Annotated in this window: 18 protein-coding genes and 1 pseudogene; 9 read left to right on the top strand and 10 right to left on the bottom strand. The window is 69.3% G+C overall.

Features of this window, described 5'->3' with window-relative positions; genetic code table 11:
- The first annotated feature begins 86 nt into the window (after nucleotides 1-86).
- The 5 genes and pseudogenes from NRB56_RS12985 to NRB56_RS40480 all read left to right on the top strand — a co-directional run bounded on the left by NRB56_RS12985 (nucleotide 87) and on the right by NRB56_RS40480 (nucleotide 3,774).
- The gene (locus NRB56_RS12985; protein ID WP_319942932.1) at nucleotides 87-485 is read left to right on the top strand and encodes a TOBE domain-containing protein; all 399 of its coding nucleotides are present in this window, start codon (nucleotides 87-89) and stop codon (nucleotides 483-485) included.
- Entirely contained in the window at nucleotides 482-1,276 is a 795-nt protein-coding gene (modA, locus tag NRB56_RS12990; protein WP_319942933.1) for a molybdate ABC transporter substrate-binding protein, read from the top strand. Before NRB56_RS12985 ends, modA begins: the two co-directional genes overlap by 4 nt.
- A gap of 324 nt (nucleotides 1,277-1,600) precedes the next feature.
- Nucleotides 1,601-2,416, top strand: coding sequence for an ABC transporter permease (locus NRB56_RS12995; RefSeq protein ID WP_153342177.1), 816 nt, complete (start codon nucleotides 1,601-1,603; stop codon nucleotides 2,414-2,416).
- 38 nt (nucleotides 2,417-2,454) lie between these two features.
- A pseudogene (locus NRB56_RS40475) lies at nucleotides 2,455-2,907 on the top strand (ATP-binding cassette domain-containing protein); the annotation flags it as partial.
- Between the two features lie 672 nt (nucleotides 2,908-3,579).
- Nucleotides 3,580-3,774 carry a TOBE domain-containing protein gene (locus NRB56_RS40480; protein WP_406603476.1) on the top strand — a complete coding sequence of 65 codons (195 nt, stop codon included), beginning with the start codon at nucleotides 3,580-3,582 and terminating at the stop codon, nucleotides 3,772-3,774.
- Here the strand turns inward: NRB56_RS40480 and NRB56_RS13010 are convergent.
- Together NRB56_RS13010 and NRB56_RS13015 are read right to left on the bottom strand one after the other, a co-directional pair.
- Nucleotides 3,762-5,279, bottom strand: a complete 1,518-nt coding sequence (locus NRB56_RS13010) for a DUF4185 domain-containing protein (protein ID WP_153341729.1) — start codon at nucleotides 5,277-5,279, stop codon at nucleotides 3,762-3,764. The genes NRB56_RS40480 and NRB56_RS13010 overlap by 13 nt on opposite strands.
- A 152-nt stretch (nucleotides 5,280-5,431) precedes the next feature.
- The gene (locus NRB56_RS13015) at nucleotides 5,432-6,799 is read right to left on the bottom strand and encodes an MFS transporter (protein WP_153341731.1); all 1,368 of its coding nucleotides are present in this window, start codon (nucleotides 6,797-6,799) and stop codon (nucleotides 5,432-5,434) included.
- 448 nt (nucleotides 6,800-7,247) lie between these two features.
- On the opposite strand from NRB56_RS13015, the gene NRB56_RS13020 reads away from it, so the two are divergent.
- Together NRB56_RS13020 and NRB56_RS13025 are read left to right on the top strand one after the other, a co-directional pair.
- A complete protein-coding gene (locus tag NRB56_RS13020; RefSeq protein WP_319942934.1) occupies nucleotides 7,248-8,030 on the top strand; it encodes a pirin family protein in 783 nt (260 codons plus the stop codon).
- 71 nt (nucleotides 8,031-8,101) lie between these two features.
- On the top strand, nucleotides 8,102-8,614 hold the full coding sequence (locus tag NRB56_RS13025; RefSeq protein WP_319942935.1) for a DUF4190 domain-containing protein: 513 nt from the start codon (nucleotides 8,102-8,104) through the stop codon (nucleotides 8,612-8,614).
- A gap of 3 nt (nucleotides 8,615-8,617) precedes the next feature.
- On the opposite strand, the gene NRB56_RS13030 is transcribed toward NRB56_RS13025, so the two are convergent.
- On the bottom strand, nucleotides 8,618-9,160 hold the full coding sequence (locus tag NRB56_RS13030) for a hypothetical protein (RefSeq protein WP_319942936.1): 543 nt from the start codon (nucleotides 9,158-9,160) through the stop codon (nucleotides 8,618-8,620).
- A gap of 80 nt (nucleotides 9,161-9,240) precedes the next feature.
- On the opposite strand from NRB56_RS13030, the gene NRB56_RS13035 reads away from it, so the two are divergent.
- On the top strand, nucleotides 9,241-10,092 hold the full coding sequence (locus NRB56_RS13035; protein ID WP_153341732.1) for a helix-turn-helix domain-containing protein: 852 nt from the start codon (nucleotides 9,241-9,243) through the stop codon (nucleotides 10,090-10,092).
- A gap of 11 nt (nucleotides 10,093-10,103) precedes the next feature.
- On the top strand, nucleotides 10,104-10,484 hold the full coding sequence (locus tag NRB56_RS13040) for a DUF397 domain-containing protein (RefSeq protein ID WP_153341734.1): 381 nt from the start codon (nucleotides 10,104-10,106) through the stop codon (nucleotides 10,482-10,484).
- Nucleotides 10,485-10,523: 39 nt separating this feature from the next.
- Here NRB56_RS13040 and NRB56_RS13045 read toward each other — a convergent pair whose 3' ends face one another.
- The 7 genes from NRB56_RS13045 to NRB56_RS13075 form a co-directional block, all read right to left on the bottom strand.
- Nucleotides 10,524-12,506, bottom strand: a complete 1,983-nt coding sequence (locus tag NRB56_RS13045) for a M13 family metallopeptidase (protein WP_319942937.1) — start codon at nucleotides 12,504-12,506, stop codon at nucleotides 10,524-10,526.
- Nucleotides 12,507-12,631: 125 nt separating this feature from the next.
- Complete coding sequence (locus NRB56_RS13050) at nucleotides 12,632-13,714, bottom strand: ABC transporter ATP-binding protein (protein ID WP_153341739.1); 1,083 nt, start codon at nucleotides 13,712-13,714, stop codon at nucleotides 12,632-12,634.
- A gap of 48 nt (nucleotides 13,715-13,762) precedes the next feature.
- On the bottom strand, nucleotides 13,763-15,115 hold the full coding sequence (locus NRB56_RS13055; RefSeq protein WP_319942938.1) for an ABC transporter substrate-binding protein: 1,353 nt from the start codon (nucleotides 15,113-15,115) through the stop codon (nucleotides 13,763-13,765).
- Nucleotides 15,116-15,134: 19 nt separating this feature from the next.
- Nucleotides 15,135-15,926, bottom strand: coding sequence for a carbohydrate ABC transporter permease (locus NRB56_RS13060; protein WP_227837686.1), 792 nt, complete (start codon nucleotides 15,924-15,926; stop codon nucleotides 15,135-15,137).
- Between the two features lie 62 nt (nucleotides 15,927-15,988).
- Entirely contained in the window at nucleotides 15,989-16,918 is a 930-nt protein-coding gene (locus NRB56_RS13065; protein ID WP_319942939.1) for a carbohydrate ABC transporter permease, read from the bottom strand.
- A gap of 159 nt (nucleotides 16,919-17,077) precedes the next feature.
- On the bottom strand, nucleotides 17,078-17,965 hold the full coding sequence (locus NRB56_RS13070; RefSeq protein WP_153341741.1) for a L,D-transpeptidase: 888 nt from the start codon (nucleotides 17,963-17,965) through the stop codon (nucleotides 17,078-17,080).
- Nucleotides 17,966-18,328: 363 nt separating this feature from the next.
- Nucleotides 18,329-19,672, bottom strand: coding sequence for a cytochrome P450 (locus NRB56_RS13075; protein ID WP_153341743.1), 1,344 nt, complete (start codon nucleotides 19,670-19,672; stop codon nucleotides 18,329-18,331).
- Between the last annotated feature and the right edge of the window lies 1 nt (nucleotide 19,673).

Raw genomic sequence — 19,673 nt, forward strand, 5'->3', positions numbered from 1 at the left:
GACGGACGGCACAGTCTGCCGTTGTTCTCCGAAGATACGGCCGGAACATCTTGTCCGATCCGATAATGCGGACATATGCTCCGGCGGTGCCCAGTCTACGAATCCGTGACGCCGCCGAACTGCTCGGCGTCAGCGACGACACCGTGCGGCGCTGGATCGACACCGGTGCGCTCACCGCGCAGAAGGACGACGCGGGCCGCCTGGTGATCGAGGGCCGCGATCTGGCCGAACTGGCCAGTGCCAACGCGCGGCCGCCACAGACCAGGCTGGGTAGTGCCAGTTCGGCACGCAATCGGTTTCCCGGATTGGTCACCCGCGTGGTGATCGACGGGGTGATGGCACAGGTGGAGATGCAATGCGGACCGTTCACAGTGGTGTCGCTCATGAGCAGCGAGTCGGTGCGGGCGCTCGGTTTGGAACCGGGCAGCGTCGCGGTGGCGAGCGTGAAGGCGACCACGGTCGTCGTCGAGACGCCGGGCCGGTGAGCGGCCGCGCCGCGCGCCGCCGCGCGCTCGCCGGCGTGACCGCGGCAGTGGCCGCAGTGGGCCTGCTGGCCGGCTGCGGGTCCGGCGACTCGAAGGACTCGGGCGGCCCGACCGGCACCACCACGCTGACCGTATTCGCCGCGGCGTCGCTGAACCACGTGTTCACCGATCTGGGCGCCACGTTCGAGAAGGCGCATCCGGGAACGAAGGTGGCATTCTCCTTCGCCGGATCCTCCGATCTGGCCGCGCAATTGAATCAGGGCGCGCCGGCCGACGTGTTCGCGTCCGCCGATCAGGCCAACATGGACAAGGTGGTGAAGACGAACCGGATCACCGCCGCGCCGCAGACCTTCGCGACCAACACACTCACCATCGTCACGCCGCCGGGCAATCCGAAGCACATCGCCGCCCTGGCGGATCTGGCCCAGCCCGGACTGCGTCTCGTCGTCTGCGCCGCGCAGGTGCCGTGCGGCTCCGCCACCAAGAAGGTGACCACCAGCGCACACGTGGCGATCAGCCCGGTCAGCGAGGAGTCCGCGGTCACCGACGTGCTGGCCAAGGTCACCTCCGGGGAGGCCGACGCGGGCCTGGTGTACGTCACCGACGCCGCCGGAGCCGGCGGCAAGGTCACCACCGTCGCCTTCCCGGAGTCCGCCGGCGCGGTGAACGTCTATCCGATCGCCCCCGTCGCCGATTCGAAGCACGCCGACCTGGCGCAGCAGTTCGACGCGCTGATCACCGGCCCCGAGGGCCGCGCCGCGCTGGCGAAGGCCGGGTTCGTCACACCGTGAGGACATCGGAACGGGTCACGCCGTGACCGCACGGGATCGGTCACCTCGTGACCGCGCCGGTTCGGGCTGCGTTGTGGCCGTACAAGTCCGGTCATGCCGTGACGACGGCGGCCGTGCGGGATCGGGTCGTGTTGTGAACACGCTGGTTCGAGGTCGGGTGGCGACAGTGGTGACTGCGTCGGATCCGGCTGCGTTGTGGTCCTGCCGGATGGTGGCTCGGTGCTGTGTGTCGGCGCGGGACCGTCGGACCGGACCGGATCGGGTCCGGCTGTGACCGTGAACCGGACGCGACATCCGCGGGGGCCGGGCCGGATTCGGGTGGCGCTGCGCTCCCCGGGGCCGTCCGTCCCGCGCTGGCTGTTGGTGCCGGCGCTGCTGGGTTTCGCCTTCGTGGTCGGGCCGCTGGTGGCGTTGGCGAAAGCCGTGCGCTGGCCGAGCTTCTGGGCGCTCGTCACCACGCCCGCCTCGCATGCGGCGCTGGAGCTCAGTCTGCGCACAGCGCTCGCCAGCACGGTGTTGTGCGTGCTGCTCGGCGTGCCGATGGCGATGGTGCTGGCCCGGGTGCGCTGGCGGGTACTGCCGGTGTTGCGCGCGATGGTTTTGCTGCCCTTGGTGTTACCGCCGGTGGTCGGCGGTATGGCGTTGCTGTACATGTTCGGCCGGTACGGTCTGCTGGGCCGGCACCTGGAGGCCCTCGGAATCCGAATCGCGTTCAGTACCACCGCTGTCGTGCTGGCCGAGGCGTTCGTGGCGTTGCCGTTCCTGGTGATCACGCTCGAGGGGGCGATGCGCACCACCGGTGAACGGTACGAGCGGGTCGCCGCCACGCTCGGCGCGTCGCCCACCGTCGTGTGGTGGCGAATCACGTTGCCGCTGTTGCGGCCCGCGCTCATCTCGGGGACCGTGCTGTCGTTCGCGCGGTCGCTCGGGGAGTTCGGTGCGACCCTCACCTTCGCCGGGAGTCTGCAGGGGCGGACCCGCACGCTGCCATTGGAGATCTACCTGCAACGAGAGGCCGATCCCGATGCCGCCGTGGCCCTTTCGCTGCTCTTGGTGGTGGTCGCGGTGGTGATCGTGCTGGTCGCCTATCGCGGGGCGGGCTCGAACGCGGCGCGGCGCCGGGAGTGGGTCGGGCTGTGATGGGCACGGAAATGTCCGCCGGACTGGAGGTTTCGGCCCGCGTGGCCGCACGTGGGCTATCGGTCAACCTGACCGTGCGGCCCGGTGAGGTGCTGGCGGTGCTGGGCCCCAACGGCGCCGGCAAGTCGACGCTGCTCGACGTGATCGCCGGGCTGTTGGTTCCGGACAGTGGCCGGGTGCGGCTGCACGGCCGCGACCTCACCGATGTCACGAGAGGTCTTGCGGTACCGCCGCATCGGCGCCGGATCTCGCTGCTGGCCCAGGACCCCCTGCTCTTCCCGCATCTTTCGGCCGCGGCGAACGTGGCCTTCGGACCGCGCAGTCGTGGAGCCTCGCGCCGCGCCGCCGCTGCGGCCGCCCGCGAGTGGCTGGCCGCCGTGGACGCGAGCGAATTCGCCGGTCGCCGTCCGGCCCGGCTCTCCGGTGGCCAAGCGCAACGCATCGCCCTGGCCCGCGCGCTCGCGGTCACCCCCGACCTGATCCTGCTGGACGAACCGATGGCCGCCCTGGACGTGACCGTCGCGGTCGCAATGCGCGCCCTGCTCCGCCGGGTGCTGCGGCCCACTGCCGACGCCGCGAATCCCGCTGCCGGACAGTTCGATCGGCCGCGACCCACCGCGATCCTGGTCACCCACGACATCGTCGACGCGTTGACGCTGGCCGACCGGGTCATCGTGCTGGATTCCGGCCGGATCGTCGAACACGGTCCCGTCGGCGACGTACTCACCAGGCCGCGAAGCGAATTCGCGGCCCGCATCGCCGGGGTCGACCTCCTGATCGGCACCGCCGTCCCGGTCACCCGCGACCGCGCACAGAACACCGTCGCGACCGGGGACATGCCGGAGTCCGGCGGTGCGCCGAACGAGTCACGGCCGGTCACAGACGATGCCCAACCTGCCGTACTGTCCGAAAGCGATACGGATGTCGCCGTTTTCGCGATCGGTCCGGATGCCACGGCAATGCCCGGGGACACGGTCGCCGGCGAGGTCGCGAACGGGCCGATGATCACCGGTGATACGGGCATCGGTGCGGTCCTGTGCGGCGACGACATCGTGTCGGGCCGATGCGAGGGTGACTGGGTGGTGGGCGGCCGGGCCGCGGCGGTCTTCTCCCCCGCCGCGGTCGCAGTCTACCGGGAGCCGCCGATCGGCAGTCCGCGCAACATGTTCCGGGTGCGGATCGCGGAGTTGAGCGATCGGGGCGGGACTGTGCGGGTGCACGCCACCGACCGGCCCGACGGGAGTGCCGGGCTGGTCGCCGATCTCACTCCGGGGGCGGTGGCCGAACTGGGGCTCGCTCCCGGGACGGCGGTGTACTTCGTGGTGAAGGCCACCGAGGTGCACGTCTATCCGTGCTGATCGTCCAGCGTGGCGTGCATCAGATAGACGTTGTAGGTGTTCCAGGCCGACACGGTGAAGTACAGGTCCCGGCCGTTCGACCAGGGGTGGATGAAGCCGCCGTACGCGGTCGGGTAGTCGTCGGTGTCGACCAGCGCGGCGCCGTCGGTCCAGGCGCCCTGCGGCTGCGCCGCGGTGCGCAGCACGATGGCGTGCCGCATCGGGTCCAGATAGGTCAGCTGCCACTGCCGGGTGGAATCGTCGAAGCGGGCGGACAGCTCACCGGCGAGCCCGGGGAACAGCGGGGTCGCCGAATTCTCCGCGGCGGGAGCCCAATTGCCGTCGACCCAGTACTGGTAGGCGGACTTGTTCAGGATCTCCGACTTGGCGACGCGGGCCAGGCCGACCACGCCGATGCGCCCGTTCGGGGTGCCGAACAGGTAGACGTAATCACCGTGCGGCACCATCGCGCCGACCTGGAACCGGTCGGTGCCGAACACGTTGTCCCATTCGGCGTGCTGATCCTTGACCCAGGTGCGGCCGTCGTCGTCGGAGTAGGCCAGGCCACCGCGGTTGGTGATCCACATGCCCGGGATCCTGCTCCAGTGGTTGATCGACATGTAGGTCAGGAACTGCCGTGACCCGAGGGCGAAACCGGAGGTCGGGATGGTGGTGGTCTCGAAGTTCTTGATCTTGCGGCTGTCCAGCAGTTCGGCCGCGTGGCAGCGCCGGTCCTGCACCATCGAGTCGATGACCAGCCCCTTGGACAGGTCGCGGCTCGTGCTGTAGCCGAGCACGTTGCTGCGCCAGTCCTGATCCTCGGCGCCGGCGCCGCCGGGCTGCCAGCCCTTGCCGAAGGTGTCGCCGAACACGACGGCCACCTCGCCGGGCTTGGTCTCCCACATGAGCCCGAGGTCGGTGCCGTCCACCTGATAGCGCACATCGGTGCGGTTGACCGAGCCGTGGCCGGTCACCTGGTTGACCAGTTCGACGGATCGCACCTGCCGGGACGCGACGGCCGGCGCCACCGGGCCCGGTTCGGTGGGGTGCACCACCGGCGGCGGGGGCGGTTCGGGCGGCGGTGGGTCGCCGCCGGGCACGGGGATCGGAATCGGTTCGATCTCCGGTTTGATCTGCACTCGCGGCAGTGCGAACGGTGTGGGGGCCGCGGCGCCGGCCGGATCGGGCCCGAGGCTGTCGCGAACGTCGGGACAGGGCGCGCCGCACGGGTCCGCGGGCGGCGCCGGCGCGTCGATGCGGGTGTTGTCGGGCTTCGGTCCCGGCACCGGCACCATCGTCACCTTCGGCACCGGGATCGGGATGTCGATGCTCGGCGGCAGCAGGGGCGCGGGCGGCGCCAGCGGATCGGGCTTGCGGGACAGCGGATCGAAACCGATTTCGCCACAGGCGTTCACGGGTCGCGGGGCCCACGCGGCCGGTTCCGCGAAGGCCGGCAGGGTCAGGACACCCGACGCCAGCACGCCGAACAGGGCGGGCACGGCCGTTCGGCGCGGGAACAGCCCCATGATGTCTCGGTCCTCCTCGGATGGCTGCCGACGGCACGGCGGTGAGCACGCGCTGCGACCCGGAAATCCGGGTGGGACCGGGCACAGCGCCCATCAATGTAATCGACGGTCGGCCCGAATACCGTGCGACGCGAAGGGAATTCCGCGTCGGTCTACGTGGGCAGCGGCCGCGCGGCGCCCGGACCGTCCGATTCCGCCCGGGGCGCCGGGCGGCGGCCGTTCAGGAGCACCGCGACCACGCCCAGCGCGTAGACCCCGGCGCCGGCCAGGGCGACCGGCACCGACCGCCCGTCCGGCGGGATGATCAGCGCCACCACTCCGACGGCCAGTACGAAGGCGATGTTGAAGATCGTGTCCTGCAGCGCGAACACCTGACCGCGCCGGGCGTCGTCGACGTCGAGTTGCAGCGTGGCGTCGCCGGTCAGTTTGATCGTCTGACCGGCCAGCCCGAGCAGGAAGGCGCCGGCCAGCAGCAGTTGATAGGCGTGCCGGTCCCCCGGCCCGCCGGCCAGCGTGACGGGCGTGACCAGCAGCGCCTGCACCACCACGGCGACCGCGAGCCCGGCGGTGACGGTCCGCGGGCGGCCCAGCCGCGGGATCAGCACCGGCGCCAGCACGGCCGCGACCAGCATTCCGGAGGCGGCGGCCGCGATCGCGACCCCGAATCCGCCGAGTCCGCTGTGCAGGGTCAGACCGGCGGTGCGATCGCGCCGCAGCACCAGCACCATGATCAGGGTGTCGGCGCCGAAGACGATCCGGTGCGCGGCGACGCCGATCATCGCCGTGGTGCACTCCGCCGACTCCCACACCGCGCGGGCGCCGGTGCGCAGGCCGGTGCGGATCGCCCGCACCGAACCGGTGTCGTCGGGATGGTGGCCGCGGGTGTCGGGTCCGAGCACCCGTGCCCCGAAACTCGCCGCGGCCAGCGCGCCGAGCACCGATCCGACGGCGCTGCCGCCCGTCGCCACCGCGGAGGCGAGATTGCCGCTGCCGAGGGCGCCGATCAGGGCGACCGCCAGCGCCGCACCGGCCGCGGCGCAGCCGGAGGCGACGGTCGCCAGCACCGAGTTCATCGGAACCAGCAACTGCGGAGCCAGCACCCGTGGCAGCGCGGCGGACACCCCGGCCAGCACGAATCGGCTGATACCGACCACGGCCAGCGCCAGCAGTTCCAGCGGCAGGTTGTGGATGCCGCCGAGCAGACCCACCGCCGTCACGCCGATGAGCAGCGCGCGCAGCAGGTTCGCGACCAGCAGGACCGTCCGCCGATCCCAGCGGTCGAGCAGCGCGCCCGCGTACGGGCCGATGATCGAATAGGGCAGCAACAGCACCGTGAAACCGCCCGCGATGGCCAGCGGATCGGTCTCCCGCTCCGGATTGAACAGGATCGCCCCGCCCAGGGCGGCCTGGAACATGCCGTCGCCGAACTGCCCGGCGAAACGGACCAGCGCCAGCCGCAGCACTCCGGGCCGGCGCACCCCCGCGAGCCAGGCCGCGCGACGCCCTCTGGATTCGGTCATGGAACTCAGCGCCGGATCGCCGCCGCGCGCAGCCCTGCGACACGCCGCCCGACCGGCGGTTTCCTCATGCGGCACCGAGGCGCGCCGCTCGCCGGGGCGGCGCCGCGGGGAGGCGGGGCCGACCGCGACCGGCCGCACTCGGCCCACCCGGGCAGCTCGGGTCGCATCAGCGGTTCTCCTCCGGTTTACGTTGCGCCACTTCGTGATACGGTTTCGAGCGTCCGTACGGCCCGCCGGGACGGACGAACGGAACCAACCCTAGCGGGCGCCGATCACATGCCGACGGATACGTGGCGGGTCCGGATCCGGTCGCGACCGCGGCGGCGGTCACGGCGTCCGGGCCGGGTGTGACGCCAGGCTAGAATTTACTGGTAATCGCTCGGTGGGGTGCGGAACGCACGCCCGCTCCGCGGGGTGATCGGTGCTCGGCTCCGAGAGGAGGACCACGGTGTCCACACTCACGACACCACACATCGACGTGCATCGCGGCGGCGACCGCATGAAAACCCGTGTGGCGTGGCTGGATTCGAAGCATTCGTTCTCCTTCGGCGAGCACTACGACCCGGAGAACACCCATCACGGGCTGCTGCTGGTGAACAACGAGGACATCGTGACGCCGGGCCAGGGCTTCGACACCCACCCGCACCGCGATATGGAGATCGTCACCTGGGTGCTCGACGGGTCACTGGTACATCAGGACTCGCTCGGTCACGCCGGTGTCATCTATCCCGGCCTCGCGCAGCGGATGAGCGCGGGCACCGGCATTTTGCACTCCGAGAAGAACGACTCCTGGCGGCTGCCGCCGGCTCAGGGTGGCACGGCCGAGCACGCCGAGCCCGTGCATTTCGTGCAGATGTGGGTGGTGCCGGACGAGCCCGGTCTCGGTCCCGGCTACCAGCAGTTGGAGATCGACGACGAGTTGTCCGGCGGCGGCCTGGTGACGGTCGCGTCCGGGCTGCCGCGCTACCGCGAGCGCACCGCCATCGCGATCAACTCGAGCCATTCGGCGCTGCACGTGGCCCGGATGCCGGCCGCGGGCACGGTCACCCTGCCCGAGGCGCTGTTCCTGCATCTGTTCGTCGCGCGCGGGCAGGTGCGGATGGAAGGGGTCGGCACCCTGTACGCCGGCGACGCGGTGCGACTGACCCGCACCGGCGGTCAGCGGATCGTCGCCGAACTGCCGTCGGAAATTTTGGTGTGGGAGATGCACGCGCGGCTGGGCGGCCGATAACCTCTGTAGTCGACTACCAGTCGACGTCGTCGGGCGTATCCGACGACCGACCGTAGAACGAGAGGACAGCGGTGACCGAGTACCCGCCCCCCGGAAATTACCCCCCACCCGGTCAATATCCGCCTCCCGGCCAGTACCAGGGCCAGTATCCGCAGCCGGGCCAGTATCCCCCACCGGGACAACAGTATTGGCAGGAGTCACGCAGCCGGGGTCTCGCGATCACGGCGCTGGTGCTGGGCATCCTCGCGCTGCTGAGCTTCCTCACCGTCATCGGCGGCGTCCTGTTCGGATTGCTGGCCGTGATCTTCGGCATCATCGCGACGATGAAGGCGCGCAAGGGCACCGGCGCCGGTGGCGGCATGGCGATCACCGGGCTCATCCTCGGTCTGCTGGGCCTCGTCGGCGGCATCGTGATCGGCGTGATCTACGGCAACATCTTCGTGCAGAGCGGTGGTAAGGACTACTACGACTGCGTGCAGAACGCCAAGGGCGATCAGGCCAAGATCGACAAATGCTCCCAGGACTTCCAGGACACCCTGGAGAACCGGTACAGCATCACGCTGACCCCCGCGCCCCCGCGCTGACGTTCAGCGGGCCGCCCGCCGGCGCCGGATGGCGTCGAGCACGGCGGCCACCTCCGGCCGGAACGCCCCCACCGGCGGATCGATCCAGACCCGATAACCCGTCCGCTCGTCGGCGGGTGAGGGCAGCACGACCCCGGCGCCGGGCACGGCGAGATTCGCGCCGAGATGGAACAACTCGGCGAGCAACGCCGTGTCCTGCGCCGCATCGCCGGCCGGCCCGGTCAGAAAGGTCCAGCGCGCCGAGCGCGGATGCCCGATGACCGGCCCGCCCCGGCCGTCCGCCGCGAGCAATCCCCGCACCCCCGCGCCCAGCCCCGCCGGCATGCTCACGGCCCCGACCACCCCGACATCCAACATGATTCGCCCCAGCGCCGGCTCGACCACCCCATACAACCCGTTCTCCCGGCGATAACCACGACAGCGGGCGAACGCCTCCTGCGCGGCGGTATCGGCGGCCGGCGGGTCCAGCGTGCTCATGAGGAAACCCCATCTCTGCATCGACGCGACATCGAGAGCAAGCCGGGCGCCACCGACCGACGTGGTCACCGACGCACAGACCGTATAGCCGCCCCGGAGAAATGACAATAGTCACACGCCGAGGGCCCCCGGGCGTACGATCGAGCCCCATGGCTCCGCTGTCCCCCACGGTTGCCAGGTGGGAATTGGTTCTGCGCCTGCGTGAACTCCGAGAACACCGCGGCTACGACTCCGCGACCTTCGCCAGACGCGTCGGCTTCACCCCGGCCAACTGGTCCCACGTCGAAAAGGGCCGCCGCGTCCTGACCGCGAACTCGATCGCCCCGGTCCTGGACCTGCTCGAGGTCACCGCCGAGGAACGCGCCGAACTGCTCACCCTCCTGGCCGCCGGCCGGGAACGCGGCTGGTGGACCGGCTCCACCACCCTGCTGGGCCCCGAACTACAGCGCTACTACGGCATGGAACACGGCGCCGAAACCATCCGCAGCTACGACAGCCTGGTCATCCCCGGCCTCCTCCAAACGGAGGACTACGCCCGAGCCCTGATCCGCGCCGACGTCATGATCCGCCCGGTCCAGGTCGAACAACTCGTCGAGGTCCGCATGCGAAGACAGCGCCGGCTGCGCGGGACGGACCGGGCGGAGCTGATCGCCGTGGTCGGCGAGGCGACGCTGCGGCAACAGATCGGCGGGCCGAAAGTGCTTCGCGGACAACTGGAATACCTGGAACGCCTGGCCGGTGAGCTCGACACCGTCGAGCTCCGGGTGATTCCCTTCCGTGCCACGACGGGCGCGATCCTCGGCGGCTCCAGTTTCCATCTGCTCGACTTCACCGCCCCGGCCCTGCCCACCTTCGGCTGGGCGGAGAGCGCGGTTTTCGGTGGGGCGGTAGAGAACTCGGATCAGGTGCGTGATCTGAGCTTCGCATACGTGCGGGCTCTGGAACGATCCCTCAGTCGAGCGGATTCGCTGGCCCTGATTCGCGAGTATGCCCGCGGGTAGAATTCTGCGCCATGCTCACTCCCGTCAGGTACCGGCCGGAGGTCACCGGCTGGTTCACGTCGACCCGTACCAACAACGGAAACCAGTGTGTGGAAGTCAGATTCGACGCCGGTGCGGTTCTGGTCCGGGACAGCAAATTCCGGCGTGATCCGGCGAACCGGGATGCGACCGAACCCGTGATCACCGTGTCCGCGGTGGAGTGGACGGCGTTTCTCGACGCCGTGGTCGGCCGGGCCGCAACCCGTTCCGCGATCGAGGTGGAATCCGCGGCGGACGGCGGCGCCACCCTGGTCCACGCCGGGATGCGATTGACCTATACGCCGGGCGAATGGGCCGCCTTCGTGGCCGGTGCCCGCGACGGCGAATTCGATCGGATTCCGCTGCCCGCCTGATGATCCGGGCCGACCGGCAGCCGGTCGGCCCGGATCGCCTCACCAGATCCGTACGCGCTCATCGGGTTCCAGGTAGAGGGCGTCGCCGGGGCGGACGGCGAAGGCTTCGTGGAAGCCGTCGAGGTTGCGGACGACGCCGTTGCAGCGGAATTCCGGTGGGGAGTGGGGGTCCACGGCGAGGCGGCGGATGGCTTCCTCGGTGCGGGATTTGGTGCGCCACACCTGGGCCCAGCCGAAGAAGACGCGTTGCAGGCCGGTGAGGCCGTCGAGGACCGGGGGGTGGGTGTCGCCGAGGGCGATGCGGTAGGCCGCCAGGGCGATCGAGAGGCCGCCGAGGTCGCCGATGTTCTCGCCGATGGTGAATTCGCCGTTGACCGTGTGGTTGTCGGGCAGTTCCTTCGGGGAGAACTGGCTGTACTGGTTGATCAATGCCTTGGTGCGGAGGGCGAATTCGGCGCGGTCGGCGTCGGTCCACCAGTCGATCATGTTGCCGTCGCCGTCGTATTTGCTGCCCTGGTCGTCGAAGCCGTGGCCGATCTCGTGGCCGATCACGGCGCCGATGCCGCCATAGTTGGCGGCGTCGTCGGCGTGCAGGTCGAAGAAGGGGGGCCGCAGGATCGCGGCGGGGAAGACGATCTCGTTCATGCCGGGGTTGTAGTAGGCGTTGACCGTCTGGGGGGTCATGAACCACTCGGCGCGGTCGACCGGGCCGCCGAGTTTGTTCAGGTCGCGAATGTGTTCGGCCGCATAGCCGTTGCGGTAGTTGCCGATCAGGTCGGACGGGTCGATGTGGATCGCGTCGTAGTCGCGCCAGCGGTCGGGGTAGCCGATCTTGGGGGTGAACTTCTCCAGCTTGGCCAGCGCGGCCTGCCGGGTGTCGGGGCCCATCCAGTCGAGGTCGGTGATGTTGCGGCGGTAGGCCTCGATCAGATTGGCGACCAGGTCCTGCATCCGGGCCTTGGCCTCCGGCGGGAAATGCCGTGCCACGTACAGCTTTCCGACCGCTTCGCCGAGCAGGTCCTGGACCAGGGAGACGCCGCGCTTCCAGCGCTCGCGGTTCTCCTGGGCGCCGGTGAGGGTGCGGCCGTAGAAGTCGAAGTTCTCCGCGACCACGGCGGCCGTCAGATACGGTGCGCGGGCGCGCAGTACCCGCCACAGGGCCCAGGCCTGCCAGTCCTCGAGCGGTTCGGAGGCCCAGAGGGCGGCGAAGGTGCGCAGGTAATCCGGTTGGCGCACGACGAGTTCCGCGAACAGTTCGGGGCCGGGCCGGTCGGCGCCCGCGGCCAGTTCGGAAGTCCAGGCGTTCCAGTCGAATTCCGGATTCTCGGCGGCCAGGTCGCCGAAAGTGGTGAGGTTGTAGCTCAATTCGGCGTCGCGGCGGCGGACCACGTCCCAGTGGCCGGCGGCGAGCTTGGTCTCCAGGTCGAAGACCCGCCGCGGGTCGGCGTCGATGCCGGCCAGGGCGAACATGCGGCCGATGTGGGCGAGGTATTCGGTGCGGATCGCCGCGAAATCCTCGCCGCGGTAGTACGACTCGTCGGGCAGGCCGAGGCCGGACTGGGTGGTGTGCACGAGGTAGCGCTGCGAGTTCTTGTCGTCGGTGTCGACGTAGACGGCCACCGCGCCGCCGACGCCGGTGCGCTGCAACCGGCCCAGCAGCGCCGCGAACGTGCCGCGATCGGTGACCGCGCGGACGGCGGCCAGCTCGTCGGCGATCGGGGTGAGCGCGGCCGCCTCCACGGCCTCCTCGGCCATGAAGCTGGAGTACAGGTCGCCGATCTTGCGTTCCTCGCTGCCGGCGGGCGCGTCGGCGGCCGCGGCTTCCTGGATGATCGCCTGCACGTCGGCTTCGGCCTGGTCGTGCAGGGTCCGGAAGGCGCCGTCGATCGCGCGGTCCGCCGGGATCTCGTACGTCTCCAGCCACCGGCCGTTGACGTGCGCGAACAGGTCGTCCTGTACCCGCACGGCGTTGTCGCGGTAGTCCAGATCGATACCGGAGGGAATGCTCGCGTCTGAAGTCACGCCGTCCAGTATGCCGATCTCGGCCCTGTCGTGCCCGGACGGCGGCGCCGTCTGGTGTGCGGAGCGGCGGCGCCGTCGATCGTGCGGAGCGGCGGCGCCGTCGATCGTGCGGAGCGGCGGCGCCCTCAGCGCAGGCGTTCCTCGGTGTCGGCGTCGAAGAAGTAGATCTCGTCGGCCTTCGGGGTCAGCAGCAGCTTCTCGCCGAGCGCGATGCGGAACCGGCGGTCGACGCGGGCGACCACCCGGCCCGACCGGCTCGACCAGTGCTCGTGGATGCCGTGCCCGTATACGAAGGATTCGGCGCCGAGCTCCTCCAGCAATTCGGCCTCCAGCGCCAGCGCGTGGGTGGGGTCACCGGCGACGTCCCACGCCTCGGGCCGGATGCCGACCAGCACCCGAGCCCGGTCGCCGACGCTGCGCGGTATGGGAATGCGCAGGTCGTCGATCACCGCGGCGCCCTCGGTGACGGCCGCCTCCAGCAGATTCATCGCCGGCGAGCCGATGAAGCCGGCGACGAAGGCGTTCACCGGATCGTCGTACAGCTCGCGCGGCGAGGCGACCTGCTGGAGCCTGCCGTCGCGCAGCACCGCGACCCGGTGGCCCATCGTCATCGCCTCGACCTGGTCGTGGGTGACGTACACGGTGGTGATGCCGAGCTGCTGTTGCAGCGCGGCGATCTGGGCGCGGGTGCTCACACGCAGTTTGGCGTCCAGGTTGGACAGCGGTTCGTCCATGCAGAACACCTGCGGGCGGCGCACGATCGCGCGGCCCATCGCGACCCGTTGCCGTTGTCCGCCGGACAGTTTCGCGGGTTTGCGGTCCAGCAGGTCCTCGAGCTCCAGCATCCGGGCGGCCTCGAGCACCCGGGCGCGGGTATCGGCGCGGTTCATCCCGGCGTTGCGCAGCGCGAAGCCCATATTCTCGGCGACGCTCATGTTGGGGTACAGCGCGTAACTCTGGAAGACCATCGCCACGTCACGGGCCCGCGGGGGCAGGCCCGTGACGTCGCGGCCACCGATCAGGATCCGGCCTCGTTCGACGGATTCCAGCCCGGCGAGCATCCGCAGGCTGGTCGACTTCCCACAGCCGGACGGGCCGACGAGGACCAGGAACTCCCCGTCGGCGATCTCGATGTCCAGGCCGTCGACCGCAGGGGCGTCCGCGCCGGGGTACAGGTGCGTGGCGTTGTCGAATTGCACCGTGGCCATGCGGATTCGGTCTCCTCGAGATCGGTCGGAACGAGATGGATGCGCGGACTACTTGGGCAGCTTCGGGCCGATCTGGCGGTCGTAGATCGCCTGCAGCTGGTTCGTGACGTCGGCGAACACCGAGGTCACGTCCTTGTTCTGCAGGCCGATCTGCTCCAGTCCGGTGCCGATGATCTGGTCGCCGCCGGGCAGGAACACCCGGGCGTAGTCCTGCGACTTGGTGGTCGCCAGCTGATCGAAGGCGGTCTTGGAGTTCGGGTTCTTCGCCAGGAAGTCCTGCTCGCTGGCATCCTGCATGGCCGACTTGCGGACCGGGATGTAGCCGGTGCCCTGGGTGAAGTAGGCGGTGTTGGCCGCGTTGGTGGCGAACTCGATGAACTTCAGCGCGTTGGCCTTGCGCTGGTCGGAGATCCGGGACGGAATCGCCAGGCCCGCACCGCCGGTGGTGACGCCGGGGCCCGCCGGATGCGGCAGGAACGCGGTGCCGAACTCGGTCTTGCCGGCGGCGTTCTTGGTGATGCCGCGCAGGTCACCGGTGGAGGCGATGGTGGAGGCGATCACGCCGGTGGCGAAGTCGACCGCGATCTGCGGCCGGATGCTGGCGTACTTCTTGCCGTTGATCGAGTCGCGCAGATAGTTGCCGGCCGCGATGGTGTGCGGATCGTTGAACTTCAGCGTCCACTGGTCGGAGTAGGCGCCGCCGAAGGTCCAGTTCGGGCCCTGGAAGGTCCAGGCCAGGTAGTTCTTCGCGTCGCCCCAGCCGTGCGCCCACTTGCCGTCGCCGACCAGGCTCTGCAGCTTCGGGCCCCACTCGTCGAACTCCTGCCAGCTCTGCGGGCCGCGGTCCGGCAGACCGGCCTTCGCCCACAGGTCCTTGTTGTAGTAGAACAGCGGGGTCGACCGCGCGAACGGCAACGCCCAGGTCTTGCCGTCGAACTTGTAGTCGTTGACGAAGGTGTCCACGTAGTCGGCGACGTTCACGCCGGCCGAGGAGAAGTGCGAGTCCAGCGGCTCGATCGCCTTGGTCAGCGCGTAGTTGAACCACCAGACGTCGGACAGCACGACCACGTCGGGCAGTTCACCACCGGAGAGGGCCGCGTTGAACTTCTGCGCCACCTCCTCGTAGTTCTTGCCGGCATCGATCAGGTTGACCTTCAGGTCCGGGTACTTGGCCTGGAAGCGGTTGATGATCTCGGTCTCCAGCTCCTTGGAGGTGCCGGGGTGATTCGACCAGAAGGTGATGGTGTTCGAGCTGCCGGACTGCTGGGAGCCGCCGCCGCTGCCCGCGCACGCGGTCAGCGCCAGTCCGGCCGCGGCCGCACCGGCCACCCCGGCCGCGCCGAGGAAGCCGCGCCGGGAGAAGTTCGAAAACCGGGCTGGGTCGAATGACGAGGGGGACACGTGAATCTCCTTGTGGAAACTAACCTTTGACCGCACCGGAAGTGAGGCCCTTGATCATCTGACGTTGCAGGATCAGGAACACGACGAGGATCGGCGCCATGGTGAGCAGGGTGCCCGCCATCACCGGCCCCCAGTTGGTGACGCTCGGATTCTCGGTGTTCTGCAGCAGGGTGAGCCCGACCGGCAGCGGGGCGACCCGCGCGTCGTCGGACATCAGGAACGGCCACAGATATTCGTTCCACTCGTTCACCAGGGTGACCACCGCGAACGCCACCATGGTGGGTCCCGACATGGGCAGCACCACCCGGGTCAGCAGCCGCCACCAGTTGGCGTTGTCCATCCGCGCCGCCTCGATCACCTCGGTGGGCAGCGACAGGAAGTGGTTGCGCATCAGGAAGGTGCCGAACGCCACCCCGCACAGCGGCAGGATGATGCCCTGATAGCTGTTGCGCCAACCCCATTGGGCGACCAGCGCGTAGTTGGAGATCACGGTGATCTGGTTGGGCACCATCAGCGCCGCGATGATCACCAGGAACACGATGTTCTTGCCCGGGAAGCGCAGGAACACCAGCCCGTAGGCGCTGAGGATGCCGAGCACGAACTTCACCGTCGCGATGATCGCGGTGATGATCAGCGAGTTGCGCAGGAACTGCCAGAACGGCAGCGTCGTGGTCGCCTCGTGGTAGTTCCCGGGATGCCAGACGTGCGGCCACCAGACCGCCGGCTGGGTGTAGATGTCCGGCCGTCCCTTGAACGAGGTGATCAGCACCCAGAACAGCGGCACCCCGATGATGATCAGCACGCAGACCATCGCGGCGTAGCCGAACAGCGTGGCGGCGCCCTTCCGCCGGCGATACGCGGTCCCCGCCTCGCTCACTGCTCACCCCGATCCATGACCCGGACCTGCAGCAGCGTGACGATCAGCAGCACCACGAACATGATGGTGGCCACCGTCGCGCCGTACCCGGCCCGGAAGTTGACGAAGGATTCCCGATACACCTGGTAGATCATCGTGGTGGTGCCGGTGCCGAGCGGCCCGCCGCGGGTCATCACGTTGATGATGTCGAAGACCTGTAACGAGTTGAGCAGCACCGTGATCGACAGGAAGAACGTGGTCGGCCGCAACTGCGGCAGCAACACTCGGGTGAAGGTGGTCCAGCGACTCGCGCCGTCGATCTCGGCGGCCTCGGTCAGATCGCGCCGGACCCCTTGCAGCGCGGCCAGATAGATCACGAAGCTGTAGCCCAGGTTCTTCCAGATATAGGTGACGGTGATCATCACCATCGCCCAGTGCGGATCCTGGTAGAAGTCCGGCACGTGCCGAATCCCGATGCGGTGCAGCACATCCTGCACCAGGCCGAAGCTGGGATCGAAGATGAACTGGAAGATGATGCCGATCGCCGCGCCGGAGATCACGTACGGCGCGAAGACGACCGAGCGGACCACGTTGCGGCCGAACAGCTTCCGGTCGAGCAGCATCGCGAGCGCGAGACCCAGCACCATACTGCCGACGACGGCGGCGACGGTGAACACGACGGTGTTGCCGACGATCTGCCAGCTGTCGTCGCGCCCCCACCATTCCCGGTAGTTCGAGACGCCGATGTAGTGCGCGAGCGGATCGGAGATGTTCCAGTCGGTGAACGACAGCCGGATGTTGTCGGTCAGCGGCCGATAGACGAAGACCGCCAGCAGTGCGAGATTCGGTACCACGAGCACCAGGAACAGCCCGTAGTCGGTCCACGGACGGCCCTTCCATCCCCGGACACGATGCTGGGGCAGAACTCGTTCCGGTCCGGTGCGCACTGCGGCAGCCTGCCGCCTTCCGGCAAATGCCCGGAAAATCCGAGATGCCGGTCCTGTGAACGATTCGTGTGCACCAGAAGCGCTGGCATCGGGCGAGCCGGACATGGGCGAATCCTAGGGTCCGCCCGTGCGTCCGGCTCGCCTTTCAGCGGTCTCCGGTCAGTTCCAGTCGCTCATTCCGTCGCCGGTGAAGGTGCCGGTGGAGTTCTGCACGACGACCGGATCGCCCTTCTGCGAGTTCTCGAAGAACCACTGGCCGTCGGCGGTGCTCACGTTCAGGCAGCCGTGGCTGGCGTCGGATACGCCCTGCTGCGCGACCGACCACGGGGCGGCGTGCACGAAGATGCCGTTGCTGGACAACCGGGTCGCCCATTCGACGTCGACCTTGTAACCCTCCGGCGAATCGACCGGGACCCCGTAGGTGGAGGAGTCCATGACCATCTTCCGGTTCTTCTCGCCGACGTAGTAGATGCCGTTCGGCGTCTCGTGCTTGGCCTTGCCCATCGAGGTGGGCATCGTCTTCACCACCTCACCGTTGCGGGTGATCGTGATGGTGTGGGTCGCGTCGTCGGCGGTGGTGATCACCTCGTCGCCGATCTTGTAGGCGACCTTGGTGCCCGCGGCCTCGATGGTGATGTCGGAGTTGGCGGGCCAGAACTCCTCCGGCCGCCAGCGCACCTGCTTGTCGCCGTGCCAGTAGAAGTGGCCGTGGGTGGCGTTGCTGGAGGTGATCCGGATGGCCTTCTCGGCGGCGTCGTGATCGCCGACCGGATCCTTGAAGTTGATGATGATCGGCTGCGCCACACCGACGACGTCACCGTCGCCGGGGCTGATGCCGGGGGCCGCGAAGTTGGCCTGCGGCAACGCCGGCGGATTCTTCACCGGCGCGGCGCCGTTCTCCGGCGGCGGGGTCTGCACGGCGGCGGGGGCGCCCGGGATGTCCGGGCCGCCGGGCCACAGCGGGGCGGCGACACCCGGTCCGGCGAACACGGCGCCCGCGGCCGTCACGGTCAGCGCCAGCACCCCGATCCTGGTGGTCCGGTTCATCGCGGACCCGCGGGCCGACCCGAAAGTCCGATTCTGCGCCGATTGCCGACCGGTGTTGATGCGCACAGCCCTACAAGTCCTCTCGTACCTCCGCCCCGTTCGAGATCGATGCTCCGAACGCGACGTATCAGTTTCCGGCGAGTCCCCGACGCCGAGTCCATTAGTACATCGCCGGTCGGCGCGCGCCAATCATGTTCTCGCGGTGATGAAAACCTGCTTCGTGGTATGTGTGGAGTCACATGCACGCCACCCGGTCGCCGGTGAACGGTGTATGCGGTGTTCGCATCGGCGAGTCGGCGCGGGCCGCGACATGGCCGTTTGCCGCGAAGCCGGAGATGTCCGGCCCGGCAAACGTGACGCAAATCACTTGTTTTGCATGTTTGCTATGACGTCGAAGGTCATTCCGCGCTGCGGGCCGGTGGCGATGTTGTGCGGCACCGCGCGCGGGATCCGGTTGCGCCGGTAGCGCGCGGTCGGCGCCAGTTCCACCCGGCCGAGCAGGGTCGCCAGCACGATCCGCAGCTCGTACTCGGCCAGCGAGGCGCCGAGGCAGCGCCGGTGCCCGCCCCCGTACGGGGCGAATTCGAACGGTGTGTAGCGGCGCTCCAGGAAGCGTTCCGGCCGGAACGCCGCGGCGTCCGGGAAGACGCCGGGATCCGAGTGCAGCAGCGACACCACGATACCCATGTTGTCCCCGGGGCCGAGGTCGACGCCGCGCAGCGTGAACGGACCGATCAAGCGCCGCAACACGATCGGGACCGGCGGATGCATCCGCAGCGTCTCGCTGCACACCGCGTTCAGATACGGCAACCGGGACAGGTCGTCGGGTTCGGCGCCGGCGGCCGCGGCCAGTTCGGTGCGCAGCCGGCGCAGCGTCTCCGGTTGCCGGTACAACCAGTAGAGCGCCCACACCAGGCTGGTGGCGGTGGTCTCGTGCCCGGCGACCAGGAAGGTGCGCAACTGCTCGCACAGCTCGTCGGCGGGCATCGCGCTGCCGTCGGCGTACCGGGCCCGCAGCAGTGTGCCCAGGATGTCGGTGGTGTCGGCGGTCTCGCCGCGCCGGCGTTCGATATCCGCGGTGATGAGGGCGTCCAGCCGGTCCCGGGACGCGACGAACCGATCCCAGGGCGTCCGCCCGAACGCGCCGTGCCGCAGGGCCGGTATCAGCAGCAGCGGTCCGCTGAAGGCGGTCAGATAGGCGACGACCTCCTTGGTGTACTGGGCGCGCCGCCGGGCATCGGACAGTCCGAACACCGCCTGCAGGATCACCCGCAGCGTGATGGCGCGGGCGGCGGACCGCAGGTCGAGCCGGACTCCGGGCCGCCACGGTACGCCGGTGCGCGCGCCGTCCATCTCGGCGTCGGCGGCGTCGCGGATCGCCTCGGCGAAGGCCGCGATCGCGCTGCCGTGGAAGGCCGGTGCGAGGAGTTCCCGGGTGCGCCGGTGCCGTTCGTCCTTGGCCAGGATCACCGAGGCGGAGCCGACCAGCGGTTCGATCGGATTGGGCCGCGGCGGGACCAGCAGCGACACCGGCGCGCGCAGCAGTTCCTTTGCGCCGTCGGGGGTTCCGGTGAACAGCACGCGCCCGAAACCGGGGAATCGGACGGCGAACGGATCACCGTCGTGGGTGCGCCGCCAGCGGAAGTACCGATCGAAATCGGCCCCGGCCACCACCGAGTGCAACAGCATGGCGCGGGGCACGCGCATC

This window comes from Nocardia aurantia, from assembly GCF_009604425.1.
GTDB classification, from domain to species: Bacteria; Actinomycetota; Actinomycetes; order Mycobacteriales; family Mycobacteriaceae; genus Nocardia; species Nocardia aurantia.